This window comes from Leucogemmata humicola, assembly GCF_055379415.1.
This window is the reverse complement of sequence record NZ_AP040875.1, coordinates 2,242,974-2,259,008: the sequence shown is the minus strand read 5'-3', so window position 1 is coordinate 2,259,008 and position 16,035 is coordinate 2,242,974. Positions and strand designations below refer to the sequence as shown.

Sequence of the window (16,035 nt, the reverse complement as noted above, 5' to 3'; positions counted from 1 at the left end):
TGTGAAACAGTCGCTTGGTCTCGTCTCTCTCGTCGTGCGTGATTACGACGAGGCGCTTGCATTCTTTGTCGGGACGCTTGGCTTCGTTCTCATCGAGGACTCGCCCGTGCCTGAGCAGGGAAAGCGATGGGTCGTCGTTGCCCCTCCGGGTGGCGACGGCGCTCGGCTGCTGTTGGCGCGGGCGTCGACACCGGAACAGGAGTCTCGCATCGGTGCCCAGACCGGCGGTCGCGTCTTCCTCTTTTTGTACACCGACAGTTTTCGGCGCGACTACGATCGCTATCGTGCGGCGGGCGTCACGTTCGTCCGCGAGCCGAGGACCGAGCCGTACGGTACGGTGTCGGTATTTAGAGATCTCTATGGCAACCTGTGGGATCTCGTCGGGCCAGAATAATCGAGGCTTTGGAACAAAAAAAAGGCGCCTGAGAAGGCGCCTTTAAGCGTTCAGAGCCACAGGTCGGAATTGAACCGACGACCGCTCGATTACGAATCGAGTGCTCTACCCCTGAGCTACTGTGGCGAAAGATCTGTTGTCATGCCCTGGCGCGGACTCGAACCGCGACGCCTTGCGGCACCACCCCCTCAAGATGGCGTGTCTACCAATTTCACCACCAGGGCCCAACTAATTCACACAGCCATCAGGTCAGCTATTAGAAAATCGGAATGACCGATTCAAAAGTCGCTTTCTCTGTGAGCTGCCTACTACGGGAGCGACGGGGCTCGAACCCGCGACCTCTCGAGTGACAGTCGAGTGCTCTAACCAAACTGAGCTACGCCCCCAACACATACCTGCCCCAACTACACGATCACGATGCGCGAGCGCGCCGTGAGTCCAACACCAACACCAGCGTCCTACACTATAACCACGTTGCACATCCGGATGACGCTGCTACCCGGGTACACGCTTCACGATAGCCCGTAGGGGAGTCGAACCCCTCTCTGCACCGTGAAAGGGTGCCGTCCTAACCGATAGACGAACGGGCCCGAGGATCTATGAACGAACGACATCGATAGCGGTAACGGGATTCGAACCCGTGTTTGGGCCTTGAGAGGGCCCCGTCCTAGTCCCCTAGACGATACCGCCAGACTAGGTCACAGGTCTCAGGTCACAGGTCTCAGAACAACCCCTCAGACCCGAGACCTCAGACCTGAATCCGTGAGTGCTCGCCGTCGCATCGATCGCGACTAATCCGCCGAGCACTCAAATCCCGCACAACACTTCACTTTTCAAAGACGCAGGCCGGGAGGGACTTGAACCCCCAACCGCTGGTTTTGGAGACCAGTGCTCTACCAATTGAGCTACCGACCTATTTCGAATTTCCAGCAGGGTGACTGACGGGAATTGAACCCGCAACCCCCGGTGCCACAGACCGGTGCTCTAACCGATTGAGCTACAGCCACCATGGCGGTGCCGTGATCCTGCTGACACCCTCATCTGCCTTGCGGCATAGAGACTTGCATAGTAACGGGACCGCGCGCTTCGATCAACCGCTGAACGCCTGTGCGCGCTCAGCTCTTCGCGCGTTCCTGATATTCGCCAGTCGACGGGTTCACCTTGACCTTGTCACCAGTTCCAACGAACTCCGGCACGTTGATCGTGACGCCGTTCTCGAGCTTGGCCGGCTTCGCCGACGCATTCTTCGTCGCCGTCTTCATGACCGGTGCGGTCTCGACGACTTCGAGCACGAGCGAGTTAGGCAGCTTGATGCCCACCGGACGGCCATCGTAGTACTCGGCCTGAATCTTCATTCCCGGCTGCATCCACTGCGCGTTGTCACCCAGCATCTCTTCATCCATCTCGAGCTGATCGTAGTTCTCGGTATTCATGAAGTGGTAGGTCTCGCCACCCTGATACAGGAACTCGAGATCGTGCGTTTCCATCGACGCCGGCTCGATCGAGTCAGCGGCGCGAAAGCGATGCTCGAAACCTGAACCCGTGCGCAGGTTCTTGAGCTTCGCCTGCACCATCGCGCGCAGGTTGCCCGGCGTATGGTGACGGAACTCGACCACGCGGCAGGGTTCGCCTTCGAACACGATCACCATGCCGCGACGGATCTGGGTTGCCGGGATTGCCATATCGTTCAACTCGATGAATGAAAAGTCGGTCGGTAAAGCTAGACAGCCTTTGAACTTAGATGGAAAGACGCCGATCGTCAAGCTGAACGGTTACCGAGCGCCCTCAGCCCGCTGCGCCGAGTCCAGAATGGGCTTCAACGCCTTCCACATCGTCGCCGCAACGATGCGCTCGCCAACGTAGTTCGGATGGACCCCATCGCCCTGATTCAGCTCGCGACGGCCAGCCACTCCGTCAAGCAAAAACGGAAGCAGCGTCACGCCTTTCTCCTTTGCCACGGTAGGGTACACCGCGTGAAAATCGGCCGCGTATTTGGGGCCGAGATTCGGCAGCGCTTCCATCTGCACCAAGAGAACTCGGGCATCGGGGCGCTGGGCTTTGAGCCGATCCACCGCCGCCTCGAGGTTCGTTCGCAGCGTGGCCGGCGGAATACCCCGTAGACCATCGTTCGCCCCGGTCTCGAGCACCAGGAACTGAAAGGTCCCCCGCTGCAGCCAGTCCAGGCGATCGAGCAGCCCCGACGACGTCTCGCCGCTCACTCCGGCGTTCACGACTTCAAACGCCAGCCCCGCCGAGTCGATCTTTCGTTGAATGAGCATTGGGTAGGCGCTGTCAGCGTCAAGCCCAAGCCCCGCGGTGAGGCTCGTCCCGGCGAACAGCACCACCTTCCGACCGGACGCCGCCTTCGCGCTCGGAGCGGGCGACGCCGGCTGCGCGCTAGATTCTCGAGACGAGGCCGCTGTGGCCGAATCCCTGCGCTGCACACTCTCGTTTGGTTTAGAGCAGGCGAACGCCGCCGCGACGAATACCGCCGTCAACAGCGCCTGCCCGTCCCTTCCCCGTTTCCCTAGCCTCATGCTCGTCGCCCGTGATCTGTCCAAGGAATATCGTAGCGGGGAGAACAAGCTCACCGTTCTCCGCGATGTAAACTTTTCCATTCCGCAGGGTGCGTTCGTCGCGATCGTCGGTCCGTCGGGAAGCGGCAAAACGACGCTCCTCGGACTGCTGGCCGGCCTCGACACGCCATCGCGCGGACAGGTCATCCTCGATGGGGCCGACATGACGGCGATGAGCGAAGACCAACGCGCGCAGCTGCGCGGCCAGAAAGTTGGATTCGTTTTTCAGAGCTTTCAACTAATCTCTACGCTCACGGCCCTCGAGAACGTACAGGTTCCCCTCGAGCTCCGCGGCGAAAGTGGCTCCGGCGAGCGCGCTCGCGAACTGCTGTCGCGCGTCGGACTCGGCGATCGTCTCGATCATTTTCCCACGCAACTGTCCGGCGGCGAACAGCAGCGCGTTGCCATCGCCCGCGCGTTCGCAAACTCCCCGAGGATTCTCTTTGCCGACGAGCCCACGGGCAATCTCGATAGCGATACGGGCGCGCGCATCGTCGAGCTGCTCGAAGAGCTGAATCGTGAATCGCAGACGACCATCATTCTCGTGACGCACGATCTCGGGTTGGCGAATCAGGCCGAGCGCATCATTCGCCTGAGCGACGGCCGAGTCATTTCCGATACGGAACGCGAGCAGGCCGCCTAATGGCTGGAACGCGGCAGCTCTTTGGTCTCGCCTGGCGCGAGAGTCGAACGGCACGGCGACGACTCCTTCTTTATATGTCGTCGATCTCACTCGGTGTCGCCGCACTCGTCGCCATCGATTCGTTCTCCGACAATGTCATTCGGTCGGTGCACGAACAGTCGCGCGCGCTCCTCGGCGGCGATGTTGCGTCAACGCGTCAAGCGCCGCGCACGAAGGCGATCGACTCTCTGCTCGATTCGCTATCGCATCACGGTGTCGCGTTCACTACCGCGACAAATTTTTCGTCGATGGCGCTGATCCCGCGCACGGGCGGAACGCGACTCGTACAAGTTCACGCGGTAGCGCCGGCGTATCCGTTCTACGGCAACATCATTACTGCCCCTCTCGCTTCGTGGAGTACGCTGCAGCAGGGGCACAACGTCATTGTCGACCCTTCTCTGCTCGTTTCGCTCGACGGGCAAATCGGCGACAGCATCGCGCTCGGCAACGCAAAATTCCTGGTTACAGGAACGCTCAAGAGCGTTCCTGGCGACGTCGGCATCACCGCGGCGATTGGGCCGCGCGTGTACATCGCCGAGAAGTTCGTGGATGAGACGGGCCTCGTCGTGTTCGGCAGCCGCGCTGAGTACGAGACGCTGTACAAGCTTCCCGAGGCGATGTCGCGCGATCTCTTTGTCTCGCGATACAATCGGCGAATGTCTCAAGGTTCCACGGGCGGCATGCGCGCGGCCGGTTACAACGAATCACGATTGGCCAGCGCGATCGATCAGCTACACGACTATCTCGCCGTCGTCGGCCTCGTCGCGCTGCTACTCGGCGGAATCGGAGTCGCGAGTGGCATGCACGCCTTCGCCATGCGCAAAATCGATCCCGTCGCGATTCTGCGCTGCCTCGGCGCCACGAGTTGGCAGGTACTCGCGATCTATGCCGTGCAGGCCGCGATCATGGGGCTCATTGGCGCCGCTGGCGGTGTGGTGCTCGGCGTCGTGATTCAGTTCATGTTCCCGCAAGTATTGAAAGACTTCCTGCCGGTCGACGTCGACGTCAAGCTCGCGCCGCAGGCGATGCTCCTTGGCCTCGGGATCGGTGTGTGGGTCGCGCTGCTGTTTGCGATGCGCCCGCTCGTGGCGCTTCGACGTGTGTCGCCGCTGCAGGCACTGCGACGCAGTCCCGACGCCGAAGCACTGCGGCGCGCGCGTTGGGATCCGCTCCGCATCTTCCTGTCTATCGCCATCGTCGCAAGCGTGCTGGAACTCGGATTGATGCGCGCGAACACCGTGCAGCGCGGCCTCGGCTTCACCGCGGCGATCGGCGGCGCGATTGGCATTCTATATCTGAGCGCGATTCTGCTGTCGTGGGTCGCGCGAAAAGCGCTGCGACCGTCGTGGCCGTTTCCGCTTCGCCAGGGCATTGCGAGCCTCTACCGCCCAGGCAATCAGACGCGCGCAGTCGTGCTCGCGCTGGGCTTTGGCGTGTTCCTGATGGGCACACTGTATCAGCTGCAGTACAACATTCTTCGCACACTCGACACGAGACTCGGTCAGGCGCGCGCGAACGTCGTGTTCTTCGACGTCCAGGAGTCGCAGCGACCAGGCATCGATTCGATCATTCACACCAGTCACGTGGAGCTGATCGACGAGACGCCGATCGTTCCCATGCGCATCGCGTCGATCAACGGACGACCGGTGAGTGATATCATCGCCGATCTCGAACGCGCTCGACGCGCGGCGCGCGAAACAGGGCGCGGCGGCGGGCGCGGCCGCGGGAACGGCGAGCGACGCGGAATCGGTACGCTGCGCCGAGAATTCCGGTCAACCTATCGCGACACGCTGACGGAGTCGGAGAACATCGTCGAGGGCCATTGGTTCTCGCGAACGGGCCGCGACACACTCGGCGAGGTATCGCTCGACACCATCGCGGCCGGTGAGCTGGGCGTGAAGCTCCGCGATACGATTACGTGGAACGTTCAAGGCGTTCTGATTCCCACGGTCGTCACGAGCATGCGCTCGGTGAAGTGGCAGAGCTTCTCACCGAACTTCTTTGCCGTATTCGATTCGAAGTCGCTCGAGAAGGCGCCGAAGCAGTTTGCGATTCTCGCGCATGCCGCAGATGCAACAGCGATCGCGCATCTACAGCGCGACGTCGTCGCACGCTTCCCGAGTGTATCGAGCCTAGACTTGTCGCTCGTTCAGCAAACGGTGGCGAACGTGCTTGGGAAAGTCACCATGGCCGTTCGCTTCTTGGCGCTGATCAGTCTCGCGCTCGGCGTTCCTGTGCTGTTCAGCGCGGTCGCGGCAACGCGGCGTGAGCGCTTGCGCGAAGGAGTGCTCTTGAAGACCCTCGGCGCTACTCGCCGTCAGATCATTCGCATAATGCTCGCCGAGTACACACTGCTTGGAACGCTCGGGGCAATGACGGGAGTTCTGCTATCGACGCTCGCGGGATGGGCGCTCGTGCACTTCATCTTCCGCTCGGCCTTCGTGCCGGCCTTGGTTCCAGCAGCGATCGTGGCGGGTGCAATGATCGCACTCGCAATCGCCATTGGACTACTCACGGGTCGCGACGTATTCGCCGAGACGCCAATGGCGGCGCTGCGCGAGGGCTAGCGGCTAGAGATCGACGAAACGTCGGTGAGCGTCGCACCGGAGGCAGCGGACACGCGCGCGGCGCAGGCGAGGAACAGGCCGGTCGTGAACGCCAGAAAGGCGCGCTGGAGGAACTTCTTGTCGAGGCGCATACGGGAAGGGAGAGGCGGTAAGCAGGAGCACGGCGAAACGACGCACGAGCGGGAGAGCGTCAAGGCCGGAAGGTCGTAGTACCGACGACGTGGCAAAGTGTTTCGTCATTCCAACTTAGCGCGCGCGCAGGGCCGTAAAAGCGAAGAGCCGGAGCATTTTGCTCCGGCTCTGTTCGTTTGCGCTGCGGATGAGCTTGCGAGTTACGGCTTTGCGCCCGGCTCGAGAGCCTGGATAGGCGTCGACGTGGCGTAGGCCGTCGTACCGTCGCCGCGCTGACCGGAGACGCCGAGGCCCCAGCAATAGAGGTTGCCCTTCACCGTGACGCCGCAGACGTGGCTGCCGAAGCCGGCGCTGATTTCCGTGAACTTCTGCGCGCCGAAGACCTGCGTCGGAACGGTTGCACACGGAAGGTTCTGTGCGCCGCAACGCTCGACGAGCGCCGACGGAGAGACACCCAACTGGCCAAAGGTGTCGTCGCCCCAGCAGTATCCGGCTCCGCTCGTGGTGACGCCGCAGCTCTGAACGATGCCGGCGCTGACCTGGACGAATTCGAGATCAGAAACGACGCGTTTCGGAACCGTGCTGCCGTCTTGCGTACCGTTGCCCATCTGGCCGCGCGGGTTGCCTTCCCAGCAGTACGCGAAGCCCGAGACGTCGGCGCCGCACGTGGTGAACGATCCGACGCTCACCCACGACATGGCCGGCGAACTGGGAACGAGCAGCGGCGTGCTCTGCGACCGCGTCATCTCGAGTCCACCGGAGCTTTCCGTCCAGATGGCGCCCCAGCAGTAGACGGCGCCGAGCGTCGAGCGTGCGCAGGTGCGCTGCTGCCCCGTGCTCACCGATGCGATCGGAACGCTGAGCGGAACGCGCGAGATGCTGGCGCTTCCCGTCAACGAGCCGATGCCGAGCTGACCACGATCGTTTGCGCCCCAGCAAAAGAGCGCGCCGTCGGTGCGCACCGCGCAGGTGTGCGAGTAGCCGGCGCTGATCTGCGTCCAGCCGAGGCTTCCAGGAACTCGCACGAGCGTCGGCGAGCTCACGCCGAAATCGCCAACCTGACCAACGTCGTTGGCACCCCAGCAATACGCTTCGCGCGAAGTGCTGATGGCGCAGGTATGTTTTGCGCCGGCGCTGATCGAGACGAACTTCGTACCCGGCTGCACGGCCTGCGGCGTGAGCGCGCAGTCATACGCCGAGGTGGTGGCGCCGCAGCTCGTATCGACGTGTGCGACGCCGAGCTGGTACGAACGATTGCTGCCCCAACAGAACGCCGCACCGCTCACGCGCAGACCGCACGTGTGGTCGGTTCCAACCGTCACCGTGGACCACTGACTCTCACCAACATCGGCCAGGACCGGAAAGCGGCGCGCGGGCGCGGTAGTTTCAGAGCAGCCGATCAGTGCTGCTGCACCGATACCAGCTAGCAGTGAAAAACCGAGTGAGCGAACCCTATTGGTCATGATCGAAGAAAGAGGCAAGAGAATCTTTCGAGGAGCGCTGGTTTTCGGGATCGTGGCGGCGACTCTGGAATTCGGGGTCGTGCTGTGGATGATGTACTGTTGAGATCCGGGTCGCACGATTTTGGTGAGCCCCGTCACAAGACCCAATTTACACATGGGACGGACGAAGTCACGCTTTTGCAACGTTTCGTTTCAGCCCAGGGGCCTGGCGGTCGATACTCGGGTGTATGGAAATCCTGGTCGCGAGGCAGCCGATCTTCGATCGGCGCGAGGAGTTGTATGGCTATGACCTGGTCCTGCGCCGGCCCGGTGGGCTAGGCGCCGACCAGGCGTTCCCAGAGCAGCTGGTCGCCGACACCTTGCTGGGGATTGGGCTCGATCAGGTCGCGGCGGGCCGCCGGGCCTTCCTTCCGGTCGACCGGGACATGCTCGTTGGCGGGGCTGTGCGCTTGCTTCCGGCTGACCGCGTGGTGCTTCAGATCGACGGCGCCCTCGCTCCGGATGGAGAGCTGCTCGAGGCCTGCAGTCAGTTGGTTTGGGCCGGCTATCGTTTTGCGATAACCAGCCAAAACCATGCAGAGCTTCAAGATGAGCTGCTTCGCCTCGCGGAGATTGTGAAGGTCGATATGTCCGTGACCGACAGCGAGATGTTGCCCGATCTCGCCGCTTGGCTGCGGACCTACCACGTGCGGTTGTTGGCCATGGGAGTGCGCCATCGGGTCGAGCGCGACGGCTGCTCCGAGCTCGGCTTCGAACTGTTCGAGGGCTACCGCTTCAACGCCCCCGAGACCCTCGTTCGACGCGACTTGCCGGTTGCGCACGTCCACACCTTTCGCCTTCTCAAGCTCGTTCGGGACCCAAACTCTGGGGACGCCGAGATCGAGGAGGTGCTTCGCCGGGACGTTGCTCTGTCGTACAAGCTTCTCCGAATGGTCAACTCGGCGGCGACCGGTGGACGCGACATTTGGTCGATTGGCCATGCACTCCGGCTCCTTGGCCGCGAGCAAGTTGCGCGCTGGCTCGGCCTACTGCTGGTCACCGATGGCGCCAAGAATGGCGTCCGCGCGGAGCTGATGAACCTGTCGCTCGTTCGTGCGAGACTGTGCGAACTCCTCGCCGAAGCATCGGGAATTCCGCGGGCTCGTGGCCCACTGTTTCTCGTTGGGATGCTCTCCGCACTCGACCAACTGCTCGAGTCGCCGATGGAGTCACTCGCGGACTCGATGGAGCTGGCGACCGACGTGCGCGATGCCCTTCTCCACCGCGGTGATTTCTACGGCGCGGTGCTCGGACTAGTCGAAGCCTATGAGCAGGGCTGGTGGAATCAGGTCGAGTTGCTGAGTGGCGAGGTTGGGGTCAGCCCCGAAGCGTTGTCGCCGCTTTATCGAGAGGCACTCGCCTGGGCCGCTGAACACCAGCGTCGATCAGACGACGCCCCACCGCCGCGCGCGGCTGCCGGCGGACATTAGCCAATCTGAATGCGTCGGCTGACGTCGACGCAATGCGAGATCGCCCGTCGGCGTACCGGCCGGCCATTCACGAATTGGTCGATATTTCGGCACATCAACCGATTTAGCATAGTCTTATCTGCCAACGCCTTACTCGTTGGCAGTTAAACTATTCTCTCGATACGGTATGGCCGATGATTCGGCGTCGCGCTGTTGGGCTGCAGCTCGAAGCCAACCCTTACGGCGATTGCACTGTCGAACTCGCCGATGAGCGACTAACGTCGGTCACACTCTTTCCGGCCGATCACAACGATGAATCGCTCGTTCGCCGCTGCCGCGATTGTCTTCGCCAGCCTCACGGCTCCCAACCTCACCGCCGGGCGCGCCGAGGCGCAGGGGCCAGCCGGAAATGACTACATCGCCAAGGACTTCAAGTTCGAAACGGGCGAGTCGTTGCCGGAACTGCGGCTGCATTACGTCACTCTAGGCAAGCCCACGCGCGACTCGGCCGGAGTCGTTCGCAATGCGGTCATGGTGCTGCATGGCACCGGCGGAACGGGCGGCGCGTTCATCAGCCGGAACTTTGCCGGCGAGCTGTTTGGGCCAGGTCAGATGCTCGACACCAGTAAGTATTTCGTGGTGCTCCCCGATGGCATTGGTCACGGAAAGTCGAGTAAGCCGAGCGACGGACTTCGCGCCAAATTCCCGAAGTACACGTACAACGACATGGTCGACGCCCAGCATGAGATGCTGACCAAGGGCCTGGGCATCAATCATCTGCGGTTGGTGATGGGCACGTCGATGGGGTGCATGCATGCCTGGGTCTGGGGTGAGCGCTTCCCCGATTTCGTTGACGGACTCGTTCCCCTGGCGTGTGCGCCTGCAGCAATCGTTGGCCGCAATCGCATGATCCGCACGATGATCATGGATTTCATCCGCGACGATCCAGGCTACTTCGCCGGCAACTATACCATCCAGCCTGCCGGCCTTCGCCAAGCGATGGGAATGCTCTTCATCATGACGTCGGCGCCCAAGGTTCAACTCCGCGCGGCCCCGACCCGCGACGCGGCCGATTCGTCGATCCGCGCGTACATGGACCAGAACACCCGCACGCGTGACGGCAATGACGTCATCTACCAGTTCGACGCGTCGCGGAGCTACGACCCTTCGCGCGAACTCGAGAAGATCACCGCCCGCGTGCTGGCGATAAACTCGGCCGACGATTTCGTGAATCCGCCCGAACTGGGCGTCGTCGAGCCGCTCATTGCGCGCGTGAAGAATGCCAAGTTCGTGCTCCTCCCAATCACCGACCAGACTCGCGGTCACGGGACGCATTCCCTCCCGGCGATCTGGAAAGGCTATCTGGGCGAATTCCTCAAGACCCTCCCGCAGCAGTAGCCCTACTCTCTCAAAGCCAGACTCATGAATCTTCGCCGAGCCGCCCTCGCTGTGGCGCTCCTCGCTCCGATCGTTTCGACCGCGCAGCTCCCCGGCGGTCCGTACGCTCCCGTCGTGCTGCTGCTCCCAGCGAATACGCGAGCGCTTGGAATGGGCAACACGGGCGTCGCAGGCCGCGACGACCCACTCTTCTACAACCCCGCGCAGTTGGTCGTCGGACGCGGCGTGACAGCATCGGTCGAACGGTACTCGTCGTCGTCAGCCGGCGGATCGATGTCGAGCATCACACCATTCAGCACGGGCGCAGTGGCGATCGGCATGAAGCTGGTGGACTACGACGCGCCCAACAACGCGTTCCCCGCCGACCGCGCAACGCTGCTGAACTCCGCGCCTGCCGGCGGAACGTCGGTGGAAGCGTCGATTGGAATCGGGCAGCTGATCAAAGGCGTGCGCATTGGCGGTGTGGCGAAGTACGTCGAAGACAACGTCCCAGCCGAACGCGTTGGCCGTGCGGCGTTCGATGTGGGATTGTCGCGTGATTTCCTGCGGTTCTACACCGTGGGACTGGTCGTGCAAAACATCGGCAGCTCGATGGCAGTTCCCTGCACCATCGCGACGTCGGCGCGTGACGGTGAATGCGTGCCGCCCCCAGGACCGCCGGGCACTACGGCGGCGCTTACACAAACGACGACGGCTCGGCTACCGCTCCGCACGACGCTCGGGGCGAGCACCGGTCGACAGCTCGGCGAGTTCGATGTTTCCGCAACAGCCGCGGTGTCATTGCTTCGAACGAACTTCTTCATCCCGAGCGGCGGCGCCGAGGCGAGCTACAGCTGGCTCGATGGCTACGCGATCGCGGTGCGCGCTGGCGGACGGCGTCCAATCCCCGGCGAAGGTGGATTTACCGCAGGCGCCGGCTTCTCCATGGACCGACTGACCATCGACTACGCACTCGAAACGTTGTCGAACTCCCACATCGGTCACCGCGTTGGCCTGAGGATCCGATAGATGCCGAAATCGCTTCCCACTTTCCGACGCGCACTGCCCGCGATCACTCTCGGGCTCGCCGTAGTAGTCGTCAGCTGCACACAGGCGCTCAAGCTGACCACCGACGACTCTCCGACGGTTCTCTCGCATCAAACAATCAGCGCACCGAATCCCGGCGAGCGAGGCAGCTTCGCCGTGAAGACGATGTTCTACGGCAGTGGCACTGACAAGCGTCGCGCCGAATTCCGAGACTCGGTCACGATCAAGACGAAGACGGTTGACGCGTCGCCCTTCGTATCGATGGAACCGGCCGTCGCGAAATCGCGCGAGAAGGATTGGGGCTTCGGCACGAGCAAGTTCCCGCTCAATGGGCGCGTCTGGTATCCGGCGGGTGAGGGTCCGTTTCCGCTGATTCTGATCGTTCACGGCAACCACGATCCGCTCGACTACTCCGACCCGGGCTACGGCTATCTGGGCGAGCTGCTCGCGTCGCGCGGATTCATCCTCGTGTCGGTCGATGAGAATTTCATCAACGGCGGACTGCGAGGCGAGAGCGACGGCCGCGCCTGGATGCTTCTCAAACACCTCGAAGTCTGGAAGGCGTTGAACGACAGCACCGGCGGTCTGTTCTACCATAAAGTCGACATGAACAACATCGGCATCATGGGGCACTCACGCGGCGGCGAAGCGGTTGGAATCGCCGCGGCGTTCAATCGCCTGAGCCACTATCCCGATGATGCGAATGTGAAGTTCAACTTCAATTTCAACATCAAGGCTGTCTTCGCGATCGCGCCCGTGGATGGTCAGTACAAGCCGGCTGGCGTATTCACGCCAATCGAGAATGTGAACTACATGGTGATTCACGGTTCGCACGACGGCGACGTCTCGTCGTTCAACGGACTGCGCGCCTATCAGCGCATTCGCTTCACCGACGGCAAGCCGTGGTTCAAGACCGCGTGGTACGTGTACCGCGCCAACCACGGTCAGTGGAACACCGTGTGGGGCAACAAGGACAACGGGCCACGCAGCGGCCGGTACCTCGACCTTCGCGGTTTGATCAGCGAAGAGGATCAGCGGCAGTTCAGCAAGGTGACGATCGGCGCGTTCATGGAAGCGACGCTCCACGGCAAGTCAGAGTACTTGCCGATGTTCCGCGATCATCGCGCAGCTGGGGCATGGCTGCCGAAGACGATGTACATCACGCGCTTTCAGGAAAGCGGATTCAAGCCGCTCGCGACGTTCGACGAAGACGTGGACGTGACGACGGGATCGGTAAAGGGCGTGACGTTGAGCGGCGACAGCCTTGCAACGTGGAAGGAAAATCCCCTCTCGCTGCGCACCGGAAACGATCCGCTCAATACGCAGGCCGTCACGTTGGGCTGGAACAATCACATTCGCGGCGACGACACCACAAAACTCGGTCGTCCCGCGTCGTACACCATCACGCTCAGCGACTCGTTGACGCAGGCACTCGACGTGACGCGCGGCTCGTCGATCTATCTGTCACTCGCCCCGACAGACGCCAAGCCTGGTCCGCGCGCACCGGCACGAGATACGACGAAGAAGGCCGACAGCACGAAGAAGGACGACAAGGCAAAACCGCCGGCTAAGAAGGCCGACGCAAAGCCGGCGAAGGATTCCACTCCGGTCGATCTCACGATCGAGGTCGTGGATGCGGGCGGCCACACGGCGAGACTCCCGATCACCAAATACGGCGTTCCGCGTCGTCCGCTGGACGTACACATCCTGCGGCGCCGAGATGAAGAGCAGCAGCGCTATCCGACGCAGTTCGAGTTGGTGCTACAGACCTACGTCATGCCGCTATCGGACTTTGTGCAAGCGTCGCCCGGCTTCGACCCGACGCACCTTCGATCGGTTCGACTAGTCTTCGATCGGCTCGTCGCGGGAACCGTCGTCGTAGACGACATCGGCATCTCGGCAACCGCCGGACGGTTCGAAAAGTAGAAAGAAGGAGAAAGGGTGAAGCGCTCCCGCTTCACCCTTTTCTTTATCGCGTCGGAACTCCGATCAACTCGGCAACGCGTGCAAGGAGCGCGTCGGGAGTGAATGGCTTCGCGAGGATCGCGTCGGGCGCGCTGAAGGCGCGGCGGACGTGATCCTCGTCGACGTATCCGGAGATCAGGAGGATCGGCGTACCGGGCTGAATGCGTTGGAAGTGCGCGGTCAACTCACTCCCGTTCATGCGCGGCATCATGATGTCGCTGATCAGCAGGTCGATCGGCTCTGGGAGCGAGCGCAGCGTTTCGATTGCGTCGACGCCATCGCATCCCTCGAAGACTCTGTAGCCAGCGCTGGCGAGAATTCGCACGGTCAGCGCGCGCACGCCCTCGTTGTCTTCGGCAATGAGAATGGTGTTGCCGGCACTGGAGCGGAGCACGTCGGCCGAGTTGCGGATGCCACCCGTGTTCGGGCCGTCGGCAACGGGAAGGTGAATCGTGAACGTTGCCCCTTCCCCGAGATCACTCGCCACCGAGACATGGCCACCGCTTTGGGCGACGATACCGTAGACGGTGGCCAAGCCGAGACCAGTCCGACCGTCAGGATCCTTCGTCGTGAAGAACGGTTCGAAGATGCGCGAGCGTGTTTCCTCGGACATTCCAATTCCGGTATCGCGGACTTCGAGCACGACGTACTGCCCTGCGGGAAGCACCGCCTCCGGCGCGCTGGTCGGTGCCACTTCGACGTTGCGCGTGCTGATCTGCAACGTGCCACCCTGCTTCATTGCATCGCGGGCGTTCAACGACAGGTTGAGTAACACCTGTTCGAGCTGACCAGGATCTGCACGGATCGTCCAGACATCTGGGTCAAGCGATGTGTCGACGCGAATGCCGTCGCCCAGCAGACGTCGAATGATCTTCGACATGTCCGTGACGATCGCGTTCACGCTCAACGATTCGGCGCGCAGTACTTGGCGCTTGCTGAAGGCAAGGAGCTGCCGGGTCAACGACGCCGCGCGCTCGGTGGCCTTGAGAATTTCCGCAATGTCCCGGCGCCGTGCGTCGCCGGGTTCGAGGCTCCGCGCGAGCAGATCGGTGAACCCGCGAATGGCCGTGAGCAGGTTGTTGAAATCATGCGCGACACCGCCGGCCAGCTGTCCCACGGCGTCCATCTTCTGAGCTTGCCGGAGATCCTCCTCGAGCCGGCGGCGCTGCGTCACGTCGCGCGACACCGACAAGACTTCGCCGATCATTCCCGATACGGGATCGCGAACCGCCTGGCTTGTCGTTTCGAGCCAGATATACTGACCGTCGCGCCGCCGCGCCCGGAACGTCATCGTCTCCGTGCTCTGGTGACCGGCGAGGCGAGCGGTCGCGGCGCGTACGGACTCGAGATCGTCATGATGACAGAACTCGAATATCGACATGCCAACGAGATCGTCGGGCGAGTAGCCGAGCATCGCCATGCTGACCTGCGACGCGTAGAGGATGGTCCCCGACGACGTCTGCCGGCACAACAAGTCCGTTGAATGATCGGTCAGGAAGCGGTATCGCTCCTCACTCTCCCGCAGCGCGATCTCGGCCGTCTTTCGTTCCGTGATATCGCGGGCCACGGCGAACAGCGATGTGACCGCGCCGTTCCGCTGTTCGATGTGCACGTTCTGTCCGATCCACAGCTCGCGACCGTCGAGTGTGAGAACCGGATATTCCCAGTACGTGACGGGAATACGCTCGAGCACCTGTCGTTTGTAGAGCGCGATGCCTTGCTCGTGATGATCGCGTCGAACGAACTCGAGATACATACGGCCGGTGATTCCGGCTTCGTCCTCGAAGCCCATCAACCGAGACGCGATCGGATTCGCGTAGAGGAAGACGCCGTGCGTATCGATGCGATAGATCGCATCGCTCGCGCTTTCGACGAGTTGATGGAACCGCGTCTCGCCTTGTGCGAGTGTGTCGTCGACAAGCCGACGCTTGGTGATGTCGCGCGACGTGATGGCAATGCCGTCGTTGACACGCACTACCTGATGCCGAATCCACCGCACGTCGCCGTCATCATCTTCGAGGCGGAGTTCGTCCTCGAAGGAATCCCCCGTTTCGACTACCTGAACGAGCTGATCGAACAGTCCAGTCTCGCGCACCGAGGGAAGGATCTCGCACACTGTGTGATTGACGAGATCGATGCGATCGCGACCAAGCATCAGCTCGGCGCGTTCATTCAGCTCGACGATTCGGAAATCGATGATCTCGTTCGCGGAGCCGCGGATACTCTCGCAGAAGAAGAAGGCGTCGAGGCTCGCCGCGATCGCACCCCGATACCGGCTCTCCACCTGGCTGAGCGACTCTACGTCACGGGTACCGGAAGGGGGCGTCACGGCAGGGAATCTCGGACACGGTTCAGCAACGCGCAACAGTCTGATCGCGTGACTT

At 62.1% G+C, this 16,035-nt stretch carries 12 protein-coding genes and 7 tRNA genes; 7 read left to right on the top strand and 12 right to left on the bottom strand.

Annotated features, from left to right (window positions below; translation table 11 throughout):
- Position 1: 1 nt before the first annotated feature.
- Positions 2–394 carry a VOC family protein gene (locus AC6H4Z_RS09350; protein ID WP_497546482.1) on the top strand — a complete coding sequence of 131 codons (393 nt, stop codon included), beginning with the start codon at positions 2–4 and terminating at the stop codon, positions 392–394.
- A 54-nt stretch (positions 395–448) separates the two neighbouring features.
- Here the strand turns inward: AC6H4Z_RS09350 and AC6H4Z_RS09345 are convergent.
- The 9 genes from AC6H4Z_RS09345 to AC6H4Z_RS09305 all read right to left on the bottom strand — a co-directional run bounded on the left by AC6H4Z_RS09345 (position 449) and on the right by AC6H4Z_RS09305 (position 2,931).
- Positions 449–520: transfer RNA gene (locus tag AC6H4Z_RS09345), tRNA-Thr, on the bottom strand.
- A 16-nt stretch (positions 521–536) separates the two neighbouring features.
- Positions 537–618: transfer RNA gene (locus tag AC6H4Z_RS09340), tRNA-Leu, on the bottom strand.
- An 87-nt stretch (positions 619–705) separates the two neighbouring features.
- Positions 706–780 (bottom strand) — tRNA-Asp (locus AC6H4Z_RS09335).
- 132 nt (positions 781–912) lie between these two features.
- Positions 913–984 (bottom strand) — tRNA-Glu (locus AC6H4Z_RS09330).
- 27 nt (positions 985–1,011) lie between these two features.
- A tRNA-Glu gene (locus AC6H4Z_RS09325) sits at positions 1,012–1,084 on the bottom strand.
- 152 nt (positions 1,085–1,236) lie between these two features.
- Positions 1,237–1,309: transfer RNA gene (locus AC6H4Z_RS09320), tRNA-Trp, on the bottom strand.
- 18 nt (positions 1,310–1,327) lie between these two features.
- A tRNA-His gene (locus tag AC6H4Z_RS09315) sits at positions 1,328–1,401 on the bottom strand.
- Between the two features lie 108 nt (positions 1,402–1,509).
- The gene (efp, locus tag AC6H4Z_RS09310; RefSeq protein ID WP_497546481.1) at positions 1,510–2,076 is read right to left on the bottom strand and encodes an elongation factor P; all 567 of its coding nucleotides are present in this window, start codon (positions 2,074–2,076) and stop codon (positions 1,510–1,512) included.
- A 90-nt stretch (positions 2,077–2,166) separates the two neighbouring features.
- Positions 2,167–2,931, bottom strand: coding sequence for an arylesterase (locus tag AC6H4Z_RS09305; protein WP_497546480.1), 765 nt, complete (start codon positions 2,929–2,931; stop codon positions 2,167–2,169).
- Here AC6H4Z_RS09305 and AC6H4Z_RS09300 point away from each other — a divergent pair.
- Positions 2,930–3,613, top strand: coding sequence for an ABC transporter ATP-binding protein (locus tag AC6H4Z_RS09300; protein WP_497546479.1), 684 nt, complete (start codon positions 2,930–2,932; stop codon positions 3,611–3,613). The genes AC6H4Z_RS09305 and AC6H4Z_RS09300 overlap by 2 nt on opposite strands.
- A complete protein-coding gene (locus tag AC6H4Z_RS09295; RefSeq protein WP_497546478.1) occupies positions 3,613–6,219 on the top strand; it encodes an ABC transporter permease in 2,607 nt (868 codons plus the stop codon). The genes AC6H4Z_RS09300 and AC6H4Z_RS09295 overlap by 1 nt, the downstream gene beginning before the upstream one ends.
- On the opposite strand, the gene AC6H4Z_RS09290 is transcribed toward AC6H4Z_RS09295, so the two are convergent.
- On the bottom strand, positions 6,216–6,350 hold the full coding sequence (locus AC6H4Z_RS09290) for a hypothetical protein (RefSeq protein ID WP_497546477.1): 135 nt from the start codon (positions 6,348–6,350) through the stop codon (positions 6,216–6,218). The two genes, AC6H4Z_RS09295 and AC6H4Z_RS09290, sit on opposite strands and share 4 nt — an antisense overlap.
- Positions 6,351–6,551: 201 nt before the next feature.
- Positions 6,552–7,814: an RCC1 domain-containing protein gene (locus AC6H4Z_RS09285; RefSeq protein WP_497546476.1), complete on the bottom strand. Its 1,263-nt coding sequence runs from the start codon at positions 7,812–7,814 to the stop codon at positions 6,552–6,554.
- A gap of 227 nt (positions 7,815–8,041) precedes the next feature.
- Here AC6H4Z_RS09285 and AC6H4Z_RS09280 point away from each other — a divergent pair, with 227 nt between their 5' ends.
- The 4 genes from AC6H4Z_RS09280 to AC6H4Z_RS09265 all read left to right on the top strand — a co-directional run bounded on the left by AC6H4Z_RS09280 (position 8,042) and on the right by AC6H4Z_RS09265 (position 13,612).
- Positions 8,042–9,283: an EAL and HDOD domain-containing protein gene (locus AC6H4Z_RS09280; protein ID WP_497546475.1), complete on the top strand. Its 1,242-nt coding sequence runs from the start codon at positions 8,042–8,044 to the stop codon at positions 9,281–9,283.
- Positions 9,284–9,574: 291 nt separating this feature from the next.
- Complete coding sequence (locus tag AC6H4Z_RS09275; RefSeq protein ID WP_497546474.1) at positions 9,575–10,660, top strand: alpha/beta fold hydrolase; 1,086 nt, start codon at positions 9,575–9,577, stop codon at positions 10,658–10,660.
- 24 nt (positions 10,661–10,684) lie between these two features.
- A complete protein-coding gene (locus AC6H4Z_RS09270; protein WP_497546473.1) occupies positions 10,685–11,668 on the top strand; it encodes a PorV/PorQ family protein in 984 nt (327 codons plus the stop codon).
- A complete protein-coding gene (locus AC6H4Z_RS09265) occupies positions 11,669–13,612 on the top strand; it encodes an alpha/beta hydrolase family protein (protein WP_497546472.1) in 1,944 nt (647 codons plus the stop codon). It begins immediately after the preceding gene.
- Positions 13,613–13,655: 43 nt separating this feature from the next.
- On the opposite strand, the gene AC6H4Z_RS09260 is transcribed toward AC6H4Z_RS09265, so the two are convergent.
- The gene (locus AC6H4Z_RS09260; RefSeq protein WP_497546471.1) at positions 13,656–15,980 is read right to left on the bottom strand and encodes a PAS domain-containing hybrid sensor histidine kinase/response regulator family protein; all 2,325 of its coding nucleotides are present in this window, start codon (positions 15,978–15,980) and stop codon (positions 13,656–13,658) included.
- Positions 15,981–16,035 lie beyond the last annotated feature (55 nt).